General features: G+C 46.1%; 15 protein-coding genes and 3 pseudogenes. 4 read left to right on the top strand and 14 right to left on the bottom strand.

All coding sequences use genetic code 11. The features are described 5' to 3' along the window. The first annotated feature begins 14 nt into the window (after window positions 1–14). Window positions 15–665, top strand: coding sequence for a TetR/AcrR family transcriptional regulator (locus IT774_RS05835; RefSeq protein ID WP_195811746.1), 651 nt, complete (start codon window positions 15–17; stop codon window positions 663–665). Here the strand turns inward: IT774_RS05835 and IT774_RS05830 are convergent. Beyond that, on the bottom strand, window positions 598–2,262 hold the full coding sequence (locus tag IT774_RS05830; RefSeq protein ID WP_195811745.1) for a GMC family oxidoreductase: 1,665 nt from the start codon (window positions 2,260–2,262) through the stop codon (window positions 598–600). The genes IT774_RS05835 and IT774_RS05830 overlap by 68 nt on opposite strands. A 212-nt stretch (window positions 2,263–2,474) precedes the next feature. Between IT774_RS05830 and IT774_RS05825 the strand changes: the two genes are divergently transcribed. Continuing rightward, on the top strand, window positions 2,475–3,911 hold the full coding sequence (locus tag IT774_RS05825) for a hypothetical protein (protein WP_195811744.1): 1,437 nt from the start codon (window positions 2,475–2,477) through the stop codon (window positions 3,909–3,911). A gap of 14 nt (window positions 3,912–3,925) precedes the next feature. Here IT774_RS05825 and IT774_RS05820 read toward each other — a convergent pair. From IT774_RS05820 to IT774_RS05785, 8 genes and pseudogenes are all read right to left on the bottom strand, one after another. Continuing rightward, window positions 3,926–4,282, bottom strand: a pseudogene (locus IT774_RS05820) (VOC family protein); the annotation flags it as partial. 249 nt (window positions 4,283–4,531) lie between these two features. Further along, entirely contained in the window at window positions 4,532–5,242 is a 711-nt protein-coding gene (gene fadR, locus IT774_RS05815) for a fatty acid metabolism transcriptional regulator FadR (protein WP_195811742.1), read from the bottom strand. 417 nt (window positions 5,243–5,659) lie between these two features. Further along, window positions 5,660–6,768 (bottom strand): IS3 family transposase gene (locus IT774_RS05810; protein ID WP_195809581.1). Its coding sequence is split into 2 segments (ribosomal slippage): window positions 5,660–6,516 and window positions 6,516–6,768, totalling 1,110 coding nucleotides; the frame shifts between segments, so codons are not numbered across the junction. 328 nt (window positions 6,769–7,096) lie between these two features. Beyond that, entirely contained in the window at window positions 7,097–8,302 is a 1,206-nt protein-coding gene (locus tag IT774_RS05805; protein ID WP_195811741.1) for an IS256 family transposase, read from the bottom strand. A gap of 144 nt (window positions 8,303–8,446) precedes the next feature. After that, window positions 8,447–9,232 carry an alpha/beta hydrolase gene (locus IT774_RS05800; RefSeq protein ID WP_232365136.1) on the bottom strand — a complete coding sequence of 262 codons (786 nt, stop codon included), beginning with the start codon at window positions 9,230–9,232 and terminating at the stop codon, window positions 8,447–8,449. A 640-nt stretch (window positions 9,233–9,872) separates the two neighbouring features. Continuing rightward, a complete protein-coding gene (locus tag IT774_RS05795; RefSeq protein ID WP_195811740.1) occupies window positions 9,873–10,505 on the bottom strand; it encodes a M61 family metallopeptidase in 633 nt (210 codons plus the stop codon). Between the two features lie 26 nt (window positions 10,506–10,531). After that, window positions 10,532–10,840 carry a hypothetical protein gene (locus IT774_RS05790; protein ID WP_195811739.1) on the bottom strand — a complete coding sequence of 103 codons (309 nt, stop codon included), beginning with the start codon at window positions 10,838–10,840 and terminating at the stop codon, window positions 10,532–10,534. 132 nt (window positions 10,841–10,972) lie between these two features. Next, a complete protein-coding gene (locus tag IT774_RS05785) occupies window positions 10,973–11,407 on the bottom strand; it encodes a DUF4262 domain-containing protein (RefSeq protein WP_218958951.1) in 435 nt (144 codons plus the stop codon). Window positions 11,408–13,150: 1,743 nt separating this feature from the next. Between IT774_RS05785 and IT774_RS05780 the strand changes: the two are divergent. Continuing rightward, window positions 13,151–13,393: pseudogene (locus tag IT774_RS05780) on the top strand (transposase); the annotation flags it as partial. Between the two features lie 390 nt (window positions 13,394–13,783). Here the strand turns inward: IT774_RS05780 and IT774_RS05775 are convergent. Further along, window positions 13,784–14,872, bottom strand: a complete 1,089-nt coding sequence (locus IT774_RS05775; protein WP_195811738.1) for an endonuclease/exonuclease/phosphatase family protein — start codon at window positions 14,870–14,872, stop codon at window positions 13,784–13,786. A 305-nt stretch (window positions 14,873–15,177) separates the two neighbouring features. Further along, the gene (locus IT774_RS05770) at window positions 15,178–15,960 is read right to left on the bottom strand and encodes a bestrophin-like domain (protein WP_195811737.1); all 783 of its coding nucleotides are present in this window, start codon (window positions 15,958–15,960) and stop codon (window positions 15,178–15,180) included. A gap of 359 nt (window positions 15,961–16,319) precedes the next feature. Between IT774_RS05770 and IT774_RS05765 the strand changes: the two genes are divergently transcribed. Further along, entirely contained in the window at window positions 16,320–17,270 is a 951-nt protein-coding gene (locus IT774_RS05765) for a transposase (protein ID WP_195811736.1), read from the top strand. Window positions 17,271–17,549: 279 nt separating this feature from the next. On the opposite strand, the gene IT774_RS05760 is transcribed toward IT774_RS05765, so the two are convergent. The 3 genes and pseudogenes from IT774_RS05760 to IT774_RS17865 all read right to left on the bottom strand — a co-directional run. Next, window positions 17,550–17,858, bottom strand: a complete 309-nt coding sequence (locus tag IT774_RS05760) for a Dabb family protein (protein ID WP_195812218.1) — start codon at window positions 17,856–17,858, stop codon at window positions 17,550–17,552. Between the two features lie 493 nt (window positions 17,859–18,351). Next, a complete protein-coding gene (locus IT774_RS05755) occupies window positions 18,352–18,825 on the bottom strand; it encodes a phosphatase domain-containing protein (RefSeq protein WP_195811735.1) in 474 nt (157 codons plus the stop codon). A 41-nt stretch (window positions 18,826–18,866) separates the two neighbouring features. Continuing rightward, a pseudogene (locus tag IT774_RS17865) lies at window positions 18,867–19,250 on the bottom strand (phosphatase domain-containing protein); the annotation flags it as partial. Between the last annotated feature and the right edge of the window lie 293 nt (window positions 19,251–19,543).

The following is a 19,543-nucleotide window of genomic DNA, read 5'->3' as shown; positions in this document are numbered from 1 at the left end:
GGGTGGCTTATTCCGTGAATACCAAACAAACCTATCATCATGGCGATTTACGCAGCGCACTGGTGGCGGCGGCAACCCACCGTTTAGAAACTTATGGTATTGAACAGCTATCGCTGCGTAAGCTGGCTGAGGATCTGGGCGTGTCGCGTACCGCCCCGTATCATCATTTTAAAGATAAAAATGCGCTGTTAAGTGCGGTGGCCGCCAGTGGTTTTGCCCAGTGGAAGCAAAATGCACAACATATTTTTGAAAATACCGCCGACTCTGCGGCCGTGCGCTTACGCGCGTTTATTCATGCCTACATAAGGTATGCGGCGGCGCATCCACAGCTTTATGATTTGATGTTTGGTCGGACATTATGGCGACACAACGAAGCGGATCAGAGTTTAAAAGATATCGCGTATCCTACCTTTCAGTATCAGGTGGAAATGACCCGCTTCTGGCAACAGCACGGCTTGCTGCCGGCCCATCCAGAGGCGTTGCGCCTGGCCCAGGTAACCTGGGGGACTTTGCATGGTATCGCCCGGCTGGTGATAGACGGGGTGTACGCGAACAGCTCTCATATTGACGATATGTGTGACACGGCGGCGGATTTGTTTATGCAGCGCCCGCCGGAGGTAAAGCATGAGAGCCAGCCTGAGACGGTGCATAATCCTGTAAAATAAACGCAGCGGCCCGCTCTGCTATCATCACTACCGGTGCATGAGTGTTGCCTCCGGTAATCGTCGGCATAACCGACGCATCCGCCACTCGTAACCCTTTCACCCCTATCACCTGCAAGCGGTTATCGACCACCGTGTTTGGATCCTCGCCATGACCCATTTTACAGGTCCCTACCGGATGATAGATGGTTTCGGCCCGTTGCCGGATAAATTCGGTTAATTGTGTGTCTGACTGACAGGAATCGCCGGGCAGCCACTCGGATTTAAAATAAGGCGCAAAGGCCGGGGCCTGTAAAATCTTTCTGGCCAGGCGTATCCCCTCAAGCATAACCTGAAGATCCTGCTTATCTTTTAAATAACCCGGGTCTATCTGCGGTGGCAGTGCCGGATCGGCGCTTTGCAAGGTGATTTGCCCCCGACTGCGCGGGTACAAATTGCACACGTGCAAGCCATAACCATAGCCAAACGATGTTTTACGGCCATGATCCTTTAACCGGGCGGGTAAAAAATGAAACTGCAAATCAGGTTTGTTCGTCGCCGCGTTAGACGAACAGGCAAAGCCACCGGCTTCGGCAATATTTGAACAAAGCAGACCATTGCGGTGCAACAAATAGTCGATAGAAGCTTTTAAGTATCTGGGTATCGCCGTGGGGGCAATGGCATAGCCATCGTGGGTTTTACCTTTACATTGCACAATAACATCCAGATGATCCTGCAAATTCTGCCCCACCCCGGGCCGATGGCACACCACCGGGATAGTATGCCGGGCGAGCTCCTCACCGGGCCCTACCCCAGAAAGCATTAGCAGTTGTGGGGTATTAACGGCCCCGGCGCAAACAATCACTTCCCGGCGGGCCGTTAAATTCACACACTCAGACTCCGACTGGATTTGTACCCCTGTGGCAATACCTTCGGTAATATTGATTTTGTTAACCTGTACCTGGGTTCTGATATCCAGATTCTGGCGCGCCTGAGCCTCGCCCAGGTAAGCCCTTGCACTCGACCAGCGCTGGCCATTGTGCTGAGTGACATGATAAAGACCGGCACCTATCCGCTGCTGGCGATTAAAGTCTGTACATGGTGGCAGATCGGCCTGACCGGCTGCTTTAATAAAGGTGTGGGACAGCGGATCGGCATGGCGTAATTCGTTCACCTGCAGAGGTCCTCCTTCGCCATGATATTCATCAGCGCCGCCACAAAAGTTTTCTGCTTTTTTAAACCAGGGGATAACCTCCCGGGCCGACCAGCCGCTGGCACCGGCCGCTTCCCAATCATCAAAATCACTATACTGACCACGAATGTAGCACATGGCGTTGATAGAGCTACTGCCGCCCAGGGTTTTGCCCCGGGGCCAGTACAGCGCGCGGTTGTTCAGTTCCGGCTGTGGCATGGTGTGGTAATGCCAGTTCACCGTCTGAAGCCGGCTAAGCATAGATAATCCAAACGGAATATGAATCAGCGGATGGGTATCGCGGCCACCCGCTTCAAGTAAACAAACCCGAATCGCGGGATTTTCGCTTAAACGGGCGGCCACCACACAGCCGGCTGAGCCAGCGCCGACAATAATATAGTCATAGTTGCTTGCGGGTATCGTTGTCATCCTATTCCATCACGGTTTTTATTGCCTGGCTTTGCCAAAGCACTCATCCACTGTTAACACCTTTATAACATAGCGCCGTTAATTAACGATATTTTCAGCCATAGTTTCCGTTTAGCATTGACCTTAACTATATTGTGAATATGATGACGCCAGACCCCCGTTACCCGATGGCTTACCTGTCGCCGGTCTTACCCGGTAGCAAAAGGACCGCTGTGAACAAAAAAATAGAACATCCTGACAATGTGTATACCCAGCAGGTAAAAAAACTGTTGGATAAAGTCTCGCCGGTGGATGGCCGTTCGCCTTCTTTGTATGCTGATGCGAAGAACTATTTTTCACTCACGCCTTCCCTGATAAGCCATATTCGCGAGCTCGAAGCCAAGCGCCAAAGCGCCCTTACGCGCGAAACATCTGCTGTCGACATCGGCGAGTTGCAGCAGCATATCCAACAAAGCAAACAAAAGCTCGAAGACGAGAGGCTGGCTCGTATTGCCCGGGTCAATGAGGTAAGCCGGCACATTATTGAATTGTGTGAAGGCGACTCTTATGAAGAAACACAGACTCAGAGCGCCAGATTTCTGGGCACGCTAATGCTGCTCACCCAGGGGCCGGCCACCGGCTTCGCCCGCCTGCATCAGCGCTTAAAACCACTATATAAGGCGGTATTGTTGTTACGGCTGGTAGACAAGCTGCTGCAGGATGAAACCACGTCCCATCCCTATCTTGCCCTTTACCGCCCCTCGCTAGCGCGCATGAGCGGTGATGAACACTGGCAGAAAAAATGGCAAACCGAGTTGGCTATCCCACTGATTTCGAGCGCGCTGCTGCAGGATATCGGCTTACAGCACAATGATGCACAAGCCATTTTGCTGGGTGAGAAACGTAATCTTGATGAATTTCGACTATTAGAGGAAAGCCAGCGTAAGCAGCTACTTAAGCTTAATTATTTGCATACAATGAGCTACCTTAAGCGTGGATTAGGACAACCGGTTTATGAGGGGGACAATACCGAAGAGCAACATCGCTTCGACAAAACCCATGAGGCAGCCAATCAGTTTCGTGAAAAGCTCATGTACGATGCGTTTGTTTCTAAAACCGGGCTTGGCGAATTGCTTAAAATTCCGCAAATATATGTTTCAATCATTTTGTCTACCAAACACGATTACACGCGTAAAGAGTTGGCGAAAGGCTATCTTCTCATCGAGCAGCTGGCTAAAAAAGGCGGGCTGAATACCAAGCTGGCACAAGCTTTCATGAAAATTGTAGGCTTTTTTCCTCAGGGATTCGGGATCACCTTTATCCCCGTAAATGAACGCGGTGAAGAAAAAAAGCAGTTTGAATACGCCATTGTAAACCAGCTCAATCCAAAAAATCCGGGGGAGCCCCATTGCCGGGTGGTATCACGTAACCTGAACTTTGTTACCTCGGGTGGCGATGAAGTGATTGAAAAAGGGCGCAATCTGTTTTTCCCGGCCAATCAAAAGAAATTAATGCGTATCGGTCGCGACCGTATTTCCGAAATCATGAGTCAGCTACAAAGTAACTTCAATGATAAATCAGTAGACGGCCTGGCGCCGCCATACTGGGAGCCAGCTGACTATTTTGCCGAGAAAAAACACCAGAATCTGTGGAAGCGCGGCCCCAAGTAGCGTTAACGGGCGTGCTACCGGGTTGAATGAAACCCGACAATATTGCCTTCGGTGTCTTTGGCCAGTGCGATAAATCCGTATTCCCCTATAGCCATTTTGCTTTGTACCACCGCACCGCCGGCGTTTGCTACCCGGCTTTCTTCATTACTGCAATCTTCGCAACAAAAATAAACTAGTGTGCCCCCGACTCCGGCACTTAATTCGGGGGTATGTACCAGCGCCCCACTGCAGCCGGGAGCCTCCATATCGCCACTAAACCCAAGCATAGTCAGATTTTTGTCGGGGGCATCAATGGACGCCAAAGTCGTTTGTAAAACTGCTTCGTAAAATGCCTGGGCACGGGCCATGTCGTCGACATAAATTTCGAACCAGACAAGTGGATTTTTTTCATGGAAGGTCTACCGGTTAAAAGATTACAAAGACCAGCCCAGGCTATATCAGCCTGCCTAAGAGGATGCCGAACGCTTACACTCACTATGCTCACTAAAAGAACACGCCATCATTGACGCAGTAACGCCAGCGCCAGATGACCTGAACAAACTATAGTCTCCCACGCTTAAAGATACAAAAAAAGACGCCCAATGGCGTCTTTTTTAAAACCGTTACCTGAATGTCGAAAATTAGTCGACCAGATCTTTAGGCATATCTTCGCGAACCTGCAGCCACACTTTGCCAGACTCAATACCATAATTGCGCACTACCACCGGCACGTCATCGTATTTACCCTGCTCTGCAACCTCGAGCAATTCCTTATAAAAATTGCGTGCTACCTGCTGCGCACTATCGTGTGAGAAGAAGTATCCGCCAATGCGAGAGTACAGTCCCCGAAAGCCGTTCATCATCAATACAAACACATTATTGCCTGACGCCAGCGCCAAATCATGATTCATCTGATAATCATATTCTGCGAACGCGGCCCCATCTGCTTCTAAATCTTTATAGCGTGAGATAATCTTGATGGCTTCTTCAGGGTTGTGGCGAATCGCGCCACGAATAAAAACAGCGCTTAAATTAGTACGTGCCGCCAGTAGGTTATCCACCAATTCGGGGATACCTTCCTGGTCCAGCCGCGCCAGCGTTTCAAGAATGTTCAGCCCACAGGTTTCCCAGAAATTATTTACTTTAGTGGGTTTACCATGTTGAATGGTCAGCCAGCCATCACGGGCAAGGCGTTGTAATACTTCACGAAGTGTAGTTCGGGTTACCCCGATAAGCTCAGACAATTCGCGTTCGGCAGGCAATATGGTGCCAGGAGGGAAACGACCACTCCAGATTGATTCAACAATATATTCTTCAGCAAATCCGGCAGGACTCTGGGCCTTGTAAATCATAATTTTTTCGCCTGAGCATCTCTTCTTATAATAATCAACTGATTGTACCAGATGATTTTTGAAATAAACAATTTTATCCTTCGCCAAATGTGGCATTGGCCACTTAAGTTGGGATTTTGCGGCAAGCTGAGATTGATTGTGCAGATATTAGCGAGGTGCGCTTCGCTGTTAAACAGCTATAGACAGTGGTTAAGCAACGCTGTAGGAATATCCGAAGGTGCCTGTTTTAACAGGTGGCGAGTCAGGAGAAAGAATGCAGCGTTTTAATATCAAGCGGTAATGGGTCAGAAGCATCTGAATGACGCCTGCATTCGATGTTGTTCACATCGTGACTGAGAACCGAAGTATAAGGAAGCGGCACTTTCGGGGCCGGGCTTTAGTTCTGGAGTCAACTTGGTGTTATTGTCCACTCCCCCTTTAATGACACAGTTCTAAATTAGAGTTTTCCAGTTTCGCCCGATACGCTGCCGGAGGCAGGTCACCGAGACTTTCATGAGTTCGTTCTTCGTTGTAATCCAGTTGCCAGACCCAGGCCATTTCTCTGACCTGATAAATAGTTTCAAACAAGTAAGCATCCAGGAACTCTCTGCGGAACGAGCCGTTGAAGCGCTCGACGAAGCCATTTTGCTGTGGTTTGCCAGGCTGGATGTAAATCAGTTTGATATTGTGCGTTTCGCACCAATCCGCCAGCGTCGCTGATATCAGTTCCGGGCCGTTGTCGACGCGCAGCTGCTTGGGCAATCCGCGCTCGGCCTTGAGTTGCTCTAGCAAGCGCACCACACGGCCCGCAGGCAAAGAGGTATCCACTTCGATGGCGAGGCACTCTCTTGTACCTTCATCCACCACATTCAACGTTCTAAAGCGTTTACCGCAATAAAGTGTGTCGTGCATAAAATCCAGTGCCCACTGATGATTAACCCGAGCAAGCACTTCCAGGGGCTGAGCTATCCGCTTGGGCAACACACGCTTGGTTCTGCGCTTCAGGTTCAGCCCCATCTGGCAGTACACGCGATAAACGCGTTTGTGATTGAAGGCAAAGCCTTTAAAACGCATACGCCCAAAACACTTCCAGAATCCCGCCCGTGGCGACTTCTTCAATTCTGCATTGATGGCATCAATGACAGCAGCATCTGCTTTGCGCCAGTCTCGTTGGGGGCGATAGAAGGTCGAACGGCCAATACCAACAAACAGGCAAGCCTTTACGATACTCAGCCCCGCACCAACCAATACGCTGACGCACTCTCGTTTCTCTGCTGTCACCAACCCTTTTTTGCGACCAACTCCTTAATAGCATGGTTTTCCAGACTGACATCGGCATACATCTTCTTGAGCTTGGCATTTTCCTCTTCAAGCTCTTTTAACCGTTTAACGTCAGAGGCTTCCATCCCACCGTACTTGGATTTCCAATTGTAGTAAGTTGCATTGCTGATACCGTGCTGGCGGCACACCTCTTCAACCTTCATTCCGGCATCGACTTCTTTCAACACAGCGATGATCTGTGATTCAGTAAAGCGTGATTTTTTCATTGTCGTCTCCTGCATTAATCATTGCAGAAAACTCCAATTAAGTCTGTCTCAGTTTAGGGGTAGTGGACAATGAAGCTAAAGGCGATTTAGCCATGGCGCTTAAGATGAGGAAGAAAGCGTTAGCGATGAGCTATGAGCTATGAAGAAAATGTTGAGAACGGTGCTTATAAAACGCGATTGAATAATTTAGAGAAAAAGATCGGTAAAGGCGTAAAAAAGTAAATCGCAAAAGAACCTAGCATCTTTTTGTCAAAGGCTGGTTTACGTACGAGCAAGTCGCTCGTTAACGAGACTGTAAAATATTTTGTGTAAATGGCTGATTGCACTGTTAAATCCGATCCTGGTACATAATCTCGAACTGCGCCATGGCCGGTTTCCAGTTGCGTATGGGCATCGTCCACTTTTTCGAAGCCTGATGCAAGGCTAGGTACAACACCTTCATGACGGCTTCGTCGTTCGGGAACGACCGGCGGGTCTTGGTGATTTTTCGCAGGGACGCGTTCAGCGACTCAATCGCATTGGTGGTGTAAATGGCCTTGCGTATCTCGACCGGATAATCGAAGAATACGCATAAACGTTCCCAGTTCGCCCGCCAGGAGCGGCTGATGGTCGGGTGTTCGCAATCCCATTTTTCTGCAAAAAGCTCGAGGGCCTGCTCGGCTTCAGCACGAGTGGCCGCACCATAAATCAGTTTTAAATCCGCCGCGATAATCTTACGCTGCTTCCAGTTCACGTAGCGCAGCGAGTGGCGAATTTGATGCACGATACACAGCTGCACCTGTGTTTTCGGGTATACCGCTTCAATGGCTTCCGGGAAGCCTTTGAGGCCATCACAGCAGGCGATGAAGATATCCTCCACACCACGATTTTTAAGCTCGTTCATCACCGACAACCAGAACTTGGCGCCCTCAGTTTGGGCCATCCACAGACCTAATAACTCTTTTTCACCGTCGGTATTAATGCCAAGCGCCAGATACACGGATTTATTTTGTACCACGCCAGAGTCACGACTACGAACCACTAAACAGTCGAGATAAACCACCGGGTAAAGCTTTTCCAGCGGCCGATGCTGCCAGGCCTTAACCTCGTCCATCACCGCGTTCGTTACCTGCGATATGAAGGTGGCAGAGACCTCAACACCGTAAGCTTCTTCAAGGTAAGCCTGAATATCCCGCGTGGTCATGCCGCGCGCGTAAAGGGCAACAATGCGCTCATCAAATCCGTTTAGCTGATGTTCGCCTTTGCGTACTAACTTGGGGTCAAAACTGCCGTTGCGATCGCGTGGAATATGGAGTTCAACATCACCATTGGTGCTGCGAACACTCTTCTTCGTTTTACCGTTGCGAGAGTTGCCGCTGTTGTTACCAGCCGCATCGTTGGGCGCGTAGCCCGGATGGGCTTCCATTTCGGCTTCTAACGCTCGTTCAGCAACCTTCTTGGTAAGCTGCTTGAGCAGGCCAGCTTCGCCTAAAATGTCTTCTGGTGAATCACAGTCGTCAAGCAGTTGGTCGATGAGTTTGTCTGATATTGGCATTCTGATATCCTTCTAAGGAGTTGATAAGAATGCCATTTACACAGTTATTTTTACACTCTCTCGTTAACAGTCAGTAGACGCTCAGCAGGATACTATCTACAAATGCCCATTAATGCTTTCCATGAATCCAGTCTAGTCCTTGGCTCAAAGTTGTTGGGAATGCTGTCGTATGTCTAGCCCCTCAATGACTTGAAACTTAAGAACAACCTTTTCACTTCTATCTTCACCTATCTTTTTAGCTAGTCTCCTAGCTCCTGCGACCATGTCTTGTGGTTCACCAAAATATGGCTGCTCTAAACTCCCAACAGATAAGTACACCTTTGTTTCGCGCGTAGGAGTGGCTGTTGTTGATGCAAGAATTTCATTATCGTTAAACCAAACCGATGGACTTCCTAGAATATAATTATTAAACATGTCAGGGTGTTTGAATAAGGTGTAAGCGCCAAGAAGTCCACCTAAAGAATGACCTGCGAAGGTTCGGTTCGAGGCGTCAACTCTAAAATGCTTTTCTATGTAAGGGAAAACCTCACTTCGAACAAAATTCAAATAGTTTTCCGCATTACCTGTTTCCATTTTCCATTCTGATGCATTACTGGGCGTATAATCTCTGACTCGACTCGAAGAGCCTCTAGAGCCTTCTTCATACGAAATACCAACAATTATCGCCTCTTCTAACAGGCCACTATTCATAGAAGGACGGGTAACGGCAGAGACTAGCTGAAATGCGTAAGGAGCATCAGTTAAATAGATTACAGGATAAACTTTGTTTGTCTTGGAAGAGTAAGAGCGAGGTGTTTTTATATAAAGTGGGTAAGCTCTAGATGTCGCTTTTTCCGTAACGTTAACTATTTTACTTCGAGTGATTTCTACTGATTCGCAGTAGCCGAGAAAGGTACTGAACATGAAAAAGGTGAAAACTAATGCTCTCAAGGCACTTTCCTATGCTAATAAATTTATAATTTATGAAAGAATATCGTATTTTTAGATTACCGAAAATGTCTACTCCTGGCACTATGCAACCCCTCTCTGAACCAGGCTTGCTGTTCAGCTTCAGACAAGGAGCAGACGGTCAACACCCCACTAATGGGCGATAACAAATTGGCTAAAATTAGGAACGAAGTGACGCAGCCCATGTGTTATCGTCCCAGCGAGCAGCGCGAGCGCCTTTAGTGTTTTGTTATGTGAATGATGTACTTAGGTCGATAGGTGTCCTGCAACGACCCCGACTCCTGTAGCCCATAAACTTTCAACTACTGAGCTTAAAAAAATACGAGTACGAGCTTTTAATGTTTTAACCATAGGCACCTCCTTAGTGCTGTCTTGATCCGATGGAACCAATCTAATACTAACGTAACGCAACAAAAACAACAGAAGGACTACAGAAATCACAATCGCCATGGGGATTGTTAGTCCGCCACCTATTACCCCTATCGGCCTAAATACACCATCTAATTCAGTCACATAACGCCGGGTTAAGCGGTTAGTAATAGTTGGCTAAACTTTGGAGCGAAGCGGAATCAAGCCAACCTTTTCAAATCCGCCTTTAACACCTTGTTATGCTCCTTTTATATTATTGCTCTTTGCTTTTTATACCCAGTGTTTGATAAAGGTACTTATAATTCGATTTATTATGCTTATTGAATTTATAACTCCAAATGGCGTTGCTCAAGTTGAAGTAGTCAGATACGGGTATAGTTTGTACACCAATAACATATTGATTTATAAAATCAGAAAAGTTTATACCTGTTGTTTTTTCCAGGCCCAATACAATATCCTCAGTACTGTACAGTTTTTTATGTCTCGGATAATTCAAGTACATGTATGTCATGAGATCATCAAGGCTTTTAGCCCCATTAGTTTTTAAGCGAATTTCGTGGTCTAGAATCATAGCTACAACCCAGCCGCCATGATAAACAAGGAAATAGTTTTCAAATTTAGTCTCATTGCTTTTACCCGCATCACGCATCGAAATCTTTCCCAGCCCGTTTGAGGCTGAATAATATCCAATGGGAAAAGCTGCGATTGATGTCGCTTCATCAGCGGAAATAAGCCCAAGTTGCAGAGCAGTCTTGAAAGCGTAGTATTCGGTAAAACCTTCGTTAAACCAATGCTCGCGCCCGTCTTTATATCTTATAGATTCTGCACTCCATAAATGGAAAATCTCATGAAGCAATACGGTCTTCCAGCCACCGAAACCAAACATATTTCCATCTGACCATGTCAACATGATCAATTTAGGATCGGCTTCGCCCCTAAATACTTACCCTGCTTTACATGGATATCAATTTCGGAGTATTCATCTCCAGACAGATCTCTTGGCAATCCACCAAATAGCTCCGTATAAATTTCAAAAGCTTTAGATACTAATTCACTTATTTCTTCTTCTTTTTGAATGGAGTCCTTGTCCATAAAGTGATAGTTGATGCTGACATCGTCTTTCTGAACTTTTTTCTTAGTCATCTCGCTAGCATCAACAGAGTAAAATGGTACTAATAAAGCGAAAATGACCGAGAAATTTAAAGTATATTTGAATGACATAAACGTCCTTGTTTCAGTGGTGGCGCATAACGCCCCGCTTAGGGGCAATAATACGTGGGCTAAAATTGGAGCGAAGCGACTGAGCCCACGTGTTATTGTCCCAGGGAGCTTGCGACCGACTACAGCGGTTTGTTATACGACTTTTACCGCTTCAGCCTGAACAGTTAGCTGACAACCTTGCTCACAGGGTAAAACATTGTTTTTATCAGGCCAGAGCATCACCAGAACTTCAAATGGTTTTTGATAGTAGTCTTTCGCAGTCCCGGCGTATTCAGACTGAAATTCAGTTTTCATCCTTTTAAACATGACTTCAAAATTGCCATTCAATACTTCCTTAACTTTTTCGTTAGGTTGAAAAACAACGCCACTTTTAATATCAGTGGCCAGATTAGAAAGTAGCGAGTGCATGACATCTTTTGATAGACCGAAAATCATAATTTCAGGGTGTGAATACGATTCTTCAAAGCCAATGGAGTATGCGAAGCTTGGCAGTTCTTCATTTTCGTCGAACACGGACTGATACTGCCATCCGTGCTTTCTAATATTTTCAGCAATACTGGAATTCATAATTTAGTCGTATAACAATTTAATATAGCGCGATTTGCGCGTTTTTCTGCCAACGCATCGCTTGCTTTTATACTTTCACTATTAATACCAAACTAGCTATCATATTGCTATATAAAGGAAAGCAGACAACCTAGATAAAGTGCTAAAGAGAAAAAACGAGCGATTGGGTCGTTTCCCTGAATATGGAAGCGAAGCTAATACGCTCATGTCATTGCTCTCTCGTACTTAGATAGAAAGAGCCAACGACTGCAATACGTACGTTTCAGCCCCTCAGAGTCAGGGGCACCTTAATACAAACTGCGGAGGGTCAACGCCTTGCCTACCGACGCGCAACTGGGTGCTAGCATATAAAATTGTTATGCGTGATATTGCTATAGTACCAGATATAACTTGTCTAGGAGATTGCCGAGCGGACGATGGCTTGCGCGAGGAATAGAGTTGTAAAACTCACTAGGGTCATCCAGCAACAAAAAGTCATTTATAGTAATTTGGTTCTTCTGCATATGACTAATCAGGTTAGTGCGAAAACGTTCAATAAGTATTTGATAATTCTCTGGATTACCGTAGTCTCTATTAAGGAGTGAAACGCTTCCGTTGTCGTAAGCAACATAGACTCCCATATTCAACAATGACATCCACTTTGATAAATATATGTTTTCGCCCGATGGTCGAAATGTACGAGCAATATTGGCGAGATACTCACATTGCCAATTGCTACAGATCAAAGATGTTTTTGTCTCGACTCGACAGACTTCTTGTATTTCATTCCAATGCTGCCGAATCCGTTCCGTAGCAACCACCGCGTTTAACCCGCGACCTGACCTGCGGCCATTGCGCACAGAGTCATGCGCTCGTACATCAACATAGCAGGACAAAAAATGTCTATAATGCTCTTCGAAGCCACATTCGTTATCTCGTACCCAATGGTGAGTACATCCGAAAGACTTACATTCACAGGACTCTTCGCAAGGACATTTAATCCATCGATATAAGTGTTTAAGCGCATCTTGTATCCGTACAGGGTAATCATTTCGATTAAACGTTGACCAATAGTTAGAAGTACGCAATATTGCCCGTAATTGTGCGGAATCAAATCTTGTGAGTAAAGACACCCATTTCTCCTTGCCTTATAGCAGTTCCTAAAAGCATGGCAACTGACTGATTTGTGAATAACGCCCGAAGAAGGGGCAGTAACACGTAGGCTAAAATAAGGAACGAAGTGACGAAAGCCTACGTGATAATGTCCCTATGACTTGGTTAGTTATATTTTCAAATTACCATGAACTTATAGTTTTTGGGTAATAAATGAGATGATGGTTCATCTTCTAATACTGCATTTATTACCTCTCGATACTCCTTCAAATAATAGGTAGTACTTAAGCATTGGCCATAACCCTCATGTGGCACAATAAAGGTTACATTTTCTGGTTCAATTTTTAGACCTTCAGACTCAATGCGCCACTCTCTCTCCCATGTAAAATCAACTTTTGGTGGATCAAATGTGACATGTCTCCATTTTAGAGAGTTTGGAAGCAGTTCGTAATCGCATTTGGGTTGATAGATAACAGGTCTTCCTCCGCGAGAAAATATATAGTTTTTCTCAAACCGTAAGCCAAACTTTTCGTACCTGTATTACTCTCTATGAAATTGACTCATCGGTGATTCAGTATGACTTCTCCCTCAAAAATAACACCATGACATTGATGAGATTTCCAATAAACTGGAGAGAATGGAGATCTCAAAATGAAAAAACGCTACAGCGAAGAACAAATTATCAAGGCCATCAAGCAGCATGAGGCTGGCGCAAAGGTGGACGACATCTGCCGTGAGATGGGTATTTCGTCGGGGACTTTTTATAATTGGCGCAGCAAGTATGCGGGCCTGGAGGTTAACGAAGCCAAGCGCTTAAAAGAGCTTGAGTCTGAGAACAACAAGCTGAAAAAGATGCTGGCTGACAAGCTCTTAGAAGTAGAAGCGATGAAGGATGAAGGCAAGAATGGACAGGCACTTTTTTGAGTCGGGCCACTACAACACTCCTTTGATTAGTTGTACTCATAATCAGAGAGTCTGCCCTGTGCGTGCTTACTTGAATATCCCTTGAAGTCAGAGGATATCTACGATGTTGATGAGGATCTTTGAGAAACACAACATTTCAAAGCTTCATGTTCCGATTAAGGAGCAGACAAAAACTTTATACACCTCGGCCGCAAAAAATTCCCCCTTAGACAACTCGAATGGTAATTCTCGTAAAACTTTGGCGTCACTCGGCCTTAACAGTCACAAATACAGGATCTGCTAAGGCGTGTAGACAATGAGTGACGACGTTATATGTTGGGCGAGGGGCCCCAACCAACGTGACATCTTTATTTTACTTTGTCATTTACTACCAGGATTAGGGACGTCTTCCTTGCTGACATCTTCATCATCGACGATATCATCTGCTTGTTCCTCATCGTCTTCATCTGACTCAACGCCTTGTTGAGGCGCGCCTACCACCGGCTGAAATGCCATTTCTGTTAACAAAGGGAAATGATCTGAGCCAATCCAAGGCAGTCGCTGCATATGGCTTAGCGTGAAGTGGTCGCTATGAAATATGTGGTCTAACGGCCAGCGGAGGAACGGATACGTGGCATGGAAAGTATTGAACATGCCTCTGCCAATTCGGGGGTCAAGCAACTTACTGACCTTTCGAAAAAGGTGTGTGGTGGGAGACCAGGCTACATCATTAAGATCGCCGGTAACAATAGTTGGTTCATCGCTATTCGCTACACTGCGCCCAACTATTATTAGTTCAGCATCCCTTTCTGATGACTCTTCGTTTTCAGTAGGGCTAGGCGGCGCGGGGTGAACAAAGTGCGCCCTTATTTTATGACCATTGCGCATTTGTATTAAACAATGGATGGAGGGTACGTCTTCTTCCACAAGATATTTTAAGTCTACATCTTTTATCGGTAAACGGGAGTAAAGGTGCATGCCATAAAGATTATCAAGCGGGCATTTCACAGTATGCGGCATGCTCGACTCTATCGGCTTTAAATGATCTTCCCACCATTGATCAGATTCAAGCGTAACAAGCACATCGGGCTGGTGTTTTTCGACAAGCTCAATCAATAAATGCGCCTTACGATTAGGCGTGAGCACATTCGATGTCATAATGCGTATCTTGTCTTCATCCTTTATTTCTGCATCTATGCTTTTTACTTCGCTCTTCCAAAGCGGGGTATAAGGTAATATCCACCATAATTGATAGGCCAAACAAATAGCGGCTAATAACACCAAGCCCCACGTAAAGATTGACGATAAGTCTAAGAGTATTAAATCAGCTACAAGAATGACGCCGAGGCAACTTGCGATTTGCACACGGGGGAAGTCCATGCCTCGGACTATCCAGTGAGACTGGCGAGAAAGCGGAATTAAAGTAATTAATATCAAAAATAAGGTAGATAACCATAAAGTCAGTAACATAATATATCCTGTATTTATTAAGCCAGCGTTATCCTATCGGGCCCGCTCACCACCAGCGGATGCTCTGTGAACAGCAGTTTTGGCAAACTCTGTCTCAAGTGTACCTAGCGACCTGCAGCATATAAGCATATAAGGACAGTCACTTTTCATAGTGCAGATACAGACAGTCACTTATCATTGCAATCATCTGGCATTATTAACTGATCAAAGCATGCCTATGTACGCGCACTTTTCGAATGCGACCACTACGCCCGGTATCTCTACATGTAACCAAGGAGTTTGGTGACAAATAAACCTTAGCTGGACTATGTTTCGGAAAGCCGCGGTAATGCCATCATTGGGTGTTGGTCAACCTGGATGATTCCCTGGCGCGGGCGGTCTAAATCAATAATTAAAAATACAATGAGTGTAATGATGAGTGCCACTAGTAAGATTGGCATAATAATCCGATGACCGCTTAAGCCAGCTGAGTATCCCATCATGCCACCGGCAATGGTGAATACCGCGAATAGCACCAGCAACACAATTTGCGGAACTTGCATGTGTAGTACTGCATTGCGTTTGCCCTGAGCATCAAACATGGCGTTCAATGCCGTGATCATCATGCCGGTGGTAACCGGCCTCGGGTCCTGCTCTGCGGCTTCGCGTACCAGCTGCCATAGCTTTTGCTGTAACTGTGAGGTTTGGGTTAACAATGATTGCTGCTCATCCTGTTCATTCATGGGCAAGGTCGCCACCGCCAGTCGCAAATCGAGATAGGTATCCAGCAGTTTTTCTGCGGTGGGTTGCATTTGCGCCGGTAGCAGCTCTACACGTAACTGAACCGTGCCAATCGCGTTAGCTTCATCGATAAGTGCCATGCTGCGCTGGTCAAAACGCTGCATCGCCATGCTAAAGGTAAACCCTAGTAGCAATGCCAGCAAACCTAATATGCTGGCCTGAATCGACCCAGTATAGGATTTAACCTCCTCATCGGTATGCCGTTGCACAAAGCGACCAAGGCGAAACCCCACCTCATTGGTCAGTACTATCGCACTAAACAGCACCGCTACTATCAGCAAGCTGGAAAATGAATACAACAAAATCATGATCTCCGTAAACCGGCATGAATAAGTAAGCCGGGTAGTTTCCGGTGGCACAGGCCGACTTTGTCAGGACAATCGGCCATTGGTCAGATACTTAGCTTTGCCTACTATAACGTTCATACTGCACAATACACAGCAAAATCGGCGGGCATACTATTGTTATTAGTAATCTTTCATTACAGATGCAAAATAGCGCACAATGAGTGACTGTCTCATCTTCTGTCTATCCTCACTGACCACGAGCCCCCCGCAGACTTAGCACTAAGAATTGAAAAGACACTCACTCTCCATCCTCAGGTACAGTTGGATTTACGAAAAACTCCTGCACAATTGAATTATTCAATCAGGAATTATTTAACTTCATGCCCAGACCCCGTAAATGCCTTATTAATCTGTCAGAGACACCCTACTACCACTGTGTCTCTCGCTGCGTACGTAGCGCATACTTATGTGGCGTGGATAAGCTAACGAGAAAAAGCTATGAGCACCGTCGTGGGTGGGTAGAAAAACGCCTATTGTTTCTGGCGGACGTATTCTGTGTGGATGTGTGTGCCTACGCGGTAATGAGCAACCACACCCATGTGGTATTACACATCAACAAGGAAAAAGCGGATTCGCTATCAGTATCTGAAGTTATCAGGCGCTGGCACAAACTCTACAAAGGCATGTTGTTAGCTCAGCGGTATATAAACCCAGCTGAAAGTGATGCATTATCTGCTGCAGAAAAAGAAACCGTAAGAGATCTTGCCGAAGTTTATCGCAATCGTTTGTTTGATATAAGCTGGTTTATGCGGTTGCTGAATGAGTACATTGCACGGCATGCGAACAAAGAAGACGGCTGTACGGGTCACTTCTGGGAAGGACGATTTAAGTCTCAGGCTCTCATGGATGAAGCTGCGTTAGCAGCTTGCATGGCGTATGTTGATCTAAATCCCGTACGCGCCTGTTTAGCGAATACGCCCGAAGAATCTACGCATACCAGTATAAAAAAACGGATTGAAGCCGCTAAGTCACATTACCAGCCCACCCGCTTATTTCCTTTCGCTGGTAACCCTAGAGCGAATATGCCTGCCGGATTACCTTTTCGACTCGAGGAGTATTTCGCCCTTGTGGAACAGACAGGCCGTTACTTTCACCCCGAAAAGCGAGGCAAAATTGGCGATACCGCCTCTCCAATCCTTATCCGCGTGGGGTTGCAGCATGCTGACTGGACTGCATTCGTCTGCGCAATCGAAACAGAATTTAAAACCACCGTCTGCCTGGAAAAGCTAAAGTCGGCACGCAAGAAAAATTTGAAATACAACTTTGCCTAATCAGGCTAGTTTTTCTACTACTACCTGGAGCATTTACATCATTTAGTGTTGAACGTTTCCCTTTTTCTTCTAGGGTATTTAATCTCACTGTTTTTTAAGCTTAAGCTGCAAATTAGACGTTGATATTGCTGCATCACACTAAGTATGAGTGGATGCCTGTATGCACTACAACCTACATTCAGCGCAGATACGGGTAGTGACTGTCTTGTATTCACCGGTCCTCTCTTCAGCGCTGAATTCACTCTACTCTGAGCGTATTACTCCATCATACAAACTTGTTCAGCCTGAAGGTGGCAATGCGCTCACAGAGTCGTAAACCACAACTTTTTTCCAAAGATGGCTGTATTCTTCTATAAATTTTTTGTGTAGTGGATGGTTTTGATATGCATTCTGATCATCAATACTTTTAAACATCATCATCTCAGACACCTGATAGCTGCTATCAATTACATCTCGGGGGGCCGTATCTGCCGGAACGCCAACATGCAATGCCTGTATATGCTCAATCTCACGTAAACTGTTTAAACCTTCCACAAGGGCCTGTTGATCTGCTTCTGATTCAGGATTTTTCAGCCAGAAATACACCATATGAACCACAGGCCACACCTCTTCACACGGAGCGGTGTCATGGGCTTTGACAGTAACTGCCGATGCTGCGCACAAAGCACCGGCCCCATACCGGCAAAAGATAAAAATCTGCGTCTAGCTGGTTGTTTCATATTGCTTTCCTTTTTTCAGTCACTTTAATGAGCCCCGTTCAATTAATTAATATTCAATAAGTTACAATACTGATACCCACGCGGACATTTCATTCTTTTCGGACGCTCTATTATTTGTACAATGCCGTTCGCCTAAAGACAAATTCAACCTTCGACCCAGGATCCGGAATGAACAAATAAGGACAGTCACTTTTACCCCCCTACTCTGCTGTCTTCGCGATTTCAAGGTCTTTACCAAATACCATGAGTGACTGTCCTACTATCTCTACTATCTCCACTGTCCGACTTCACCTCTACATGTGGAGAGTGCCTGTCCACTTTCTCTTGTGTAGAGAGTGCCTGTCCACTTTCTCTTTTAGTTATTATTTTGCTAGCTGGGCGTTAGCTACACTGTGTTCAACATTTCGGGCTGCTGTTTCTGACACCAGTCCTAGCGTCACAGCATGGTTAGCGGCTTTTGCGGCGTCTTCAACAAACATAAAAGGCACGCCGTAATCCACAAACTCCTTTGCCGCTATAGTAATCTCCTTTGAACGGGAGGAGGCCTTTAAATCCCGAATATAAACAGCCAGAACTCTGTCTGGATGACTTTTTGCTATTTCTAAATAGGCATAAACATCGTGCTGCCCCGAGTCGCCTATCAGCACAAGTTTCAGTTGGGGGTAGGTTTTTAAAATCGCTTCGATGCGGTCTTTTTTGTAGCTCGCATGACCGCTTTTAAACCAGCGATCGTCTCGTAAACCAAAATCTTTGAGTAACACGGGGCCTTTAGGCAAATCATTAATTTCAATAAATTCGGCAATAAGATCGTAGATATTCCAGGGGCTACTCGACACATAGAAGAAGGGATTGCAGGACCTCTCTGTCCCCCTTGTTTTAATGCGTTATAAAACTCTGAGGTCCCAGGAAACAACTCCCGACTGTGAGCGTTGTTCAGCAGTACCGTCTTAGTATGCCTGAATAGATTGGTTGCTCCTGTGCGCATGATGGTGTCGTCGACATCACTGATAACGGCAAATTCAGCGCTGTCAGTGAGTACTGATACCTCGGCGATACTTTGTTTTTCAGCTTTAGGCAGTGCAGGGTCAGCAGCTTGCAGCGTCAGACAAGTCCAGGGCTGCTTTACACTCCCCGCAGCAGGTGCTTTCCACTGATAGTGAAAATAACCATCAGCATCCGTGCTCACAGTTCGCCTCTGGTCACCTAAGGTTAAATGAATATCCGTAAACGGTATTTCATCGCTTTGATAGCGGCGTAGCATGTGCACCAGATTTTTCCAGCGACTACTCTCAAGGCTTCCCTCCACACCTTTTGCTTCTAACAGCCTACCGGCAATCCATAACTCATTAGTGGTGCCATAAGTTATGTACGGCTGCACAATTACCGGAGCATACCCATACCATCTTTTGTATTTATGCTTTAGTCGGTCCAGGCGTCTTTCAACACGATGTACCCATTGGCGAATGGTATTCTGCATTTCAATCCTTACAAGATAGTGCAAACAATCCAGCATTACTTATCCATCTTTCTCGGATTGCTGTAAGCGTTAATGTT

The sequence above is a fragment of the Salinimonas marina genome, assembly GCF_015644725.1.
Taxonomy (GTDB): Bacteria; Pseudomonadota; Gammaproteobacteria; order Enterobacterales; family Alteromonadaceae; genus Alteromonas.
The sequence above is the reverse complement of the archived record's forward strand: the minus strand, read 5'-3'. Positions and strand labels throughout refer to the sequence as shown.

What these genes read in the sequence shown, in the direction of transcription:
- IT774_RS05785 (WP_218958951.1), bottom strand. Translation starts at nt 11,407, where the DNA reads ATGAATTCCAGTATTGCTGAAAATATTAGAAAGCACGGATGGCAGTAT.
- IT774_RS05795 (WP_195811740.1), bottom strand. Translation starts at nt 10,505, where the DNA reads ATGTTTGGTTTCGGTGGCTGGAAGACCGTATTGCTTCATGAGATTTTC.
- IT774_RS05765 (WP_195811736.1), top strand. Translation starts at nt 16,320, where the DNA reads ATGCCCAGACCCCGTAAATGCCTTATTAATCTGTCAGAGACACCCTAC.
- IT774_RS05770 (WP_195811737.1), bottom strand. Translation starts at nt 15,960, where the DNA reads ATGATTTTGTTGTATTCATTTTCCAGCTTGCTGATAGTAGCGGTGCTG.
- IT774_RS05775 (WP_195811738.1), bottom strand. Translation starts at nt 14,872, where the DNA reads ATGTTACTGACTTTATGGTTATCTACCTTATTTTTGATATTAATTACT.
- IT774_RS05760 (WP_195812218.1), bottom strand. Translation starts at nt 17,858, where the DNA reads ATGGTGTATTTCTGGCTGAAAAATCCTGAATCAGAAGCAGATCAACAG.
- IT774_RS05790 (WP_195811739.1), bottom strand. Translation starts at nt 10,840, where the DNA reads ATGTCATTCAAATATACTTTAAATTTCTCGGTCATTTTCGCTTTATTA.
- fadR (WP_195811742.1), bottom strand. Translation starts at nt 5,242, where the DNA reads ATGATTTACAAGGCCCAGAGTCCTGCCGGATTTGCTGAAGAATATATT.
- IT774_RS05830 (WP_195811745.1), bottom strand. Translation starts at nt 2,262, where the DNA reads ATGACAACGATACCCGCAAGCAACTATGACTATATTATTGTCGGCGCT.
- IT774_RS05805 (WP_195811741.1), bottom strand. Translation starts at nt 8,302, where the DNA reads ATGCCAATATCAGACAAACTCATCGACCAACTGCTTGACGACTGTGAT.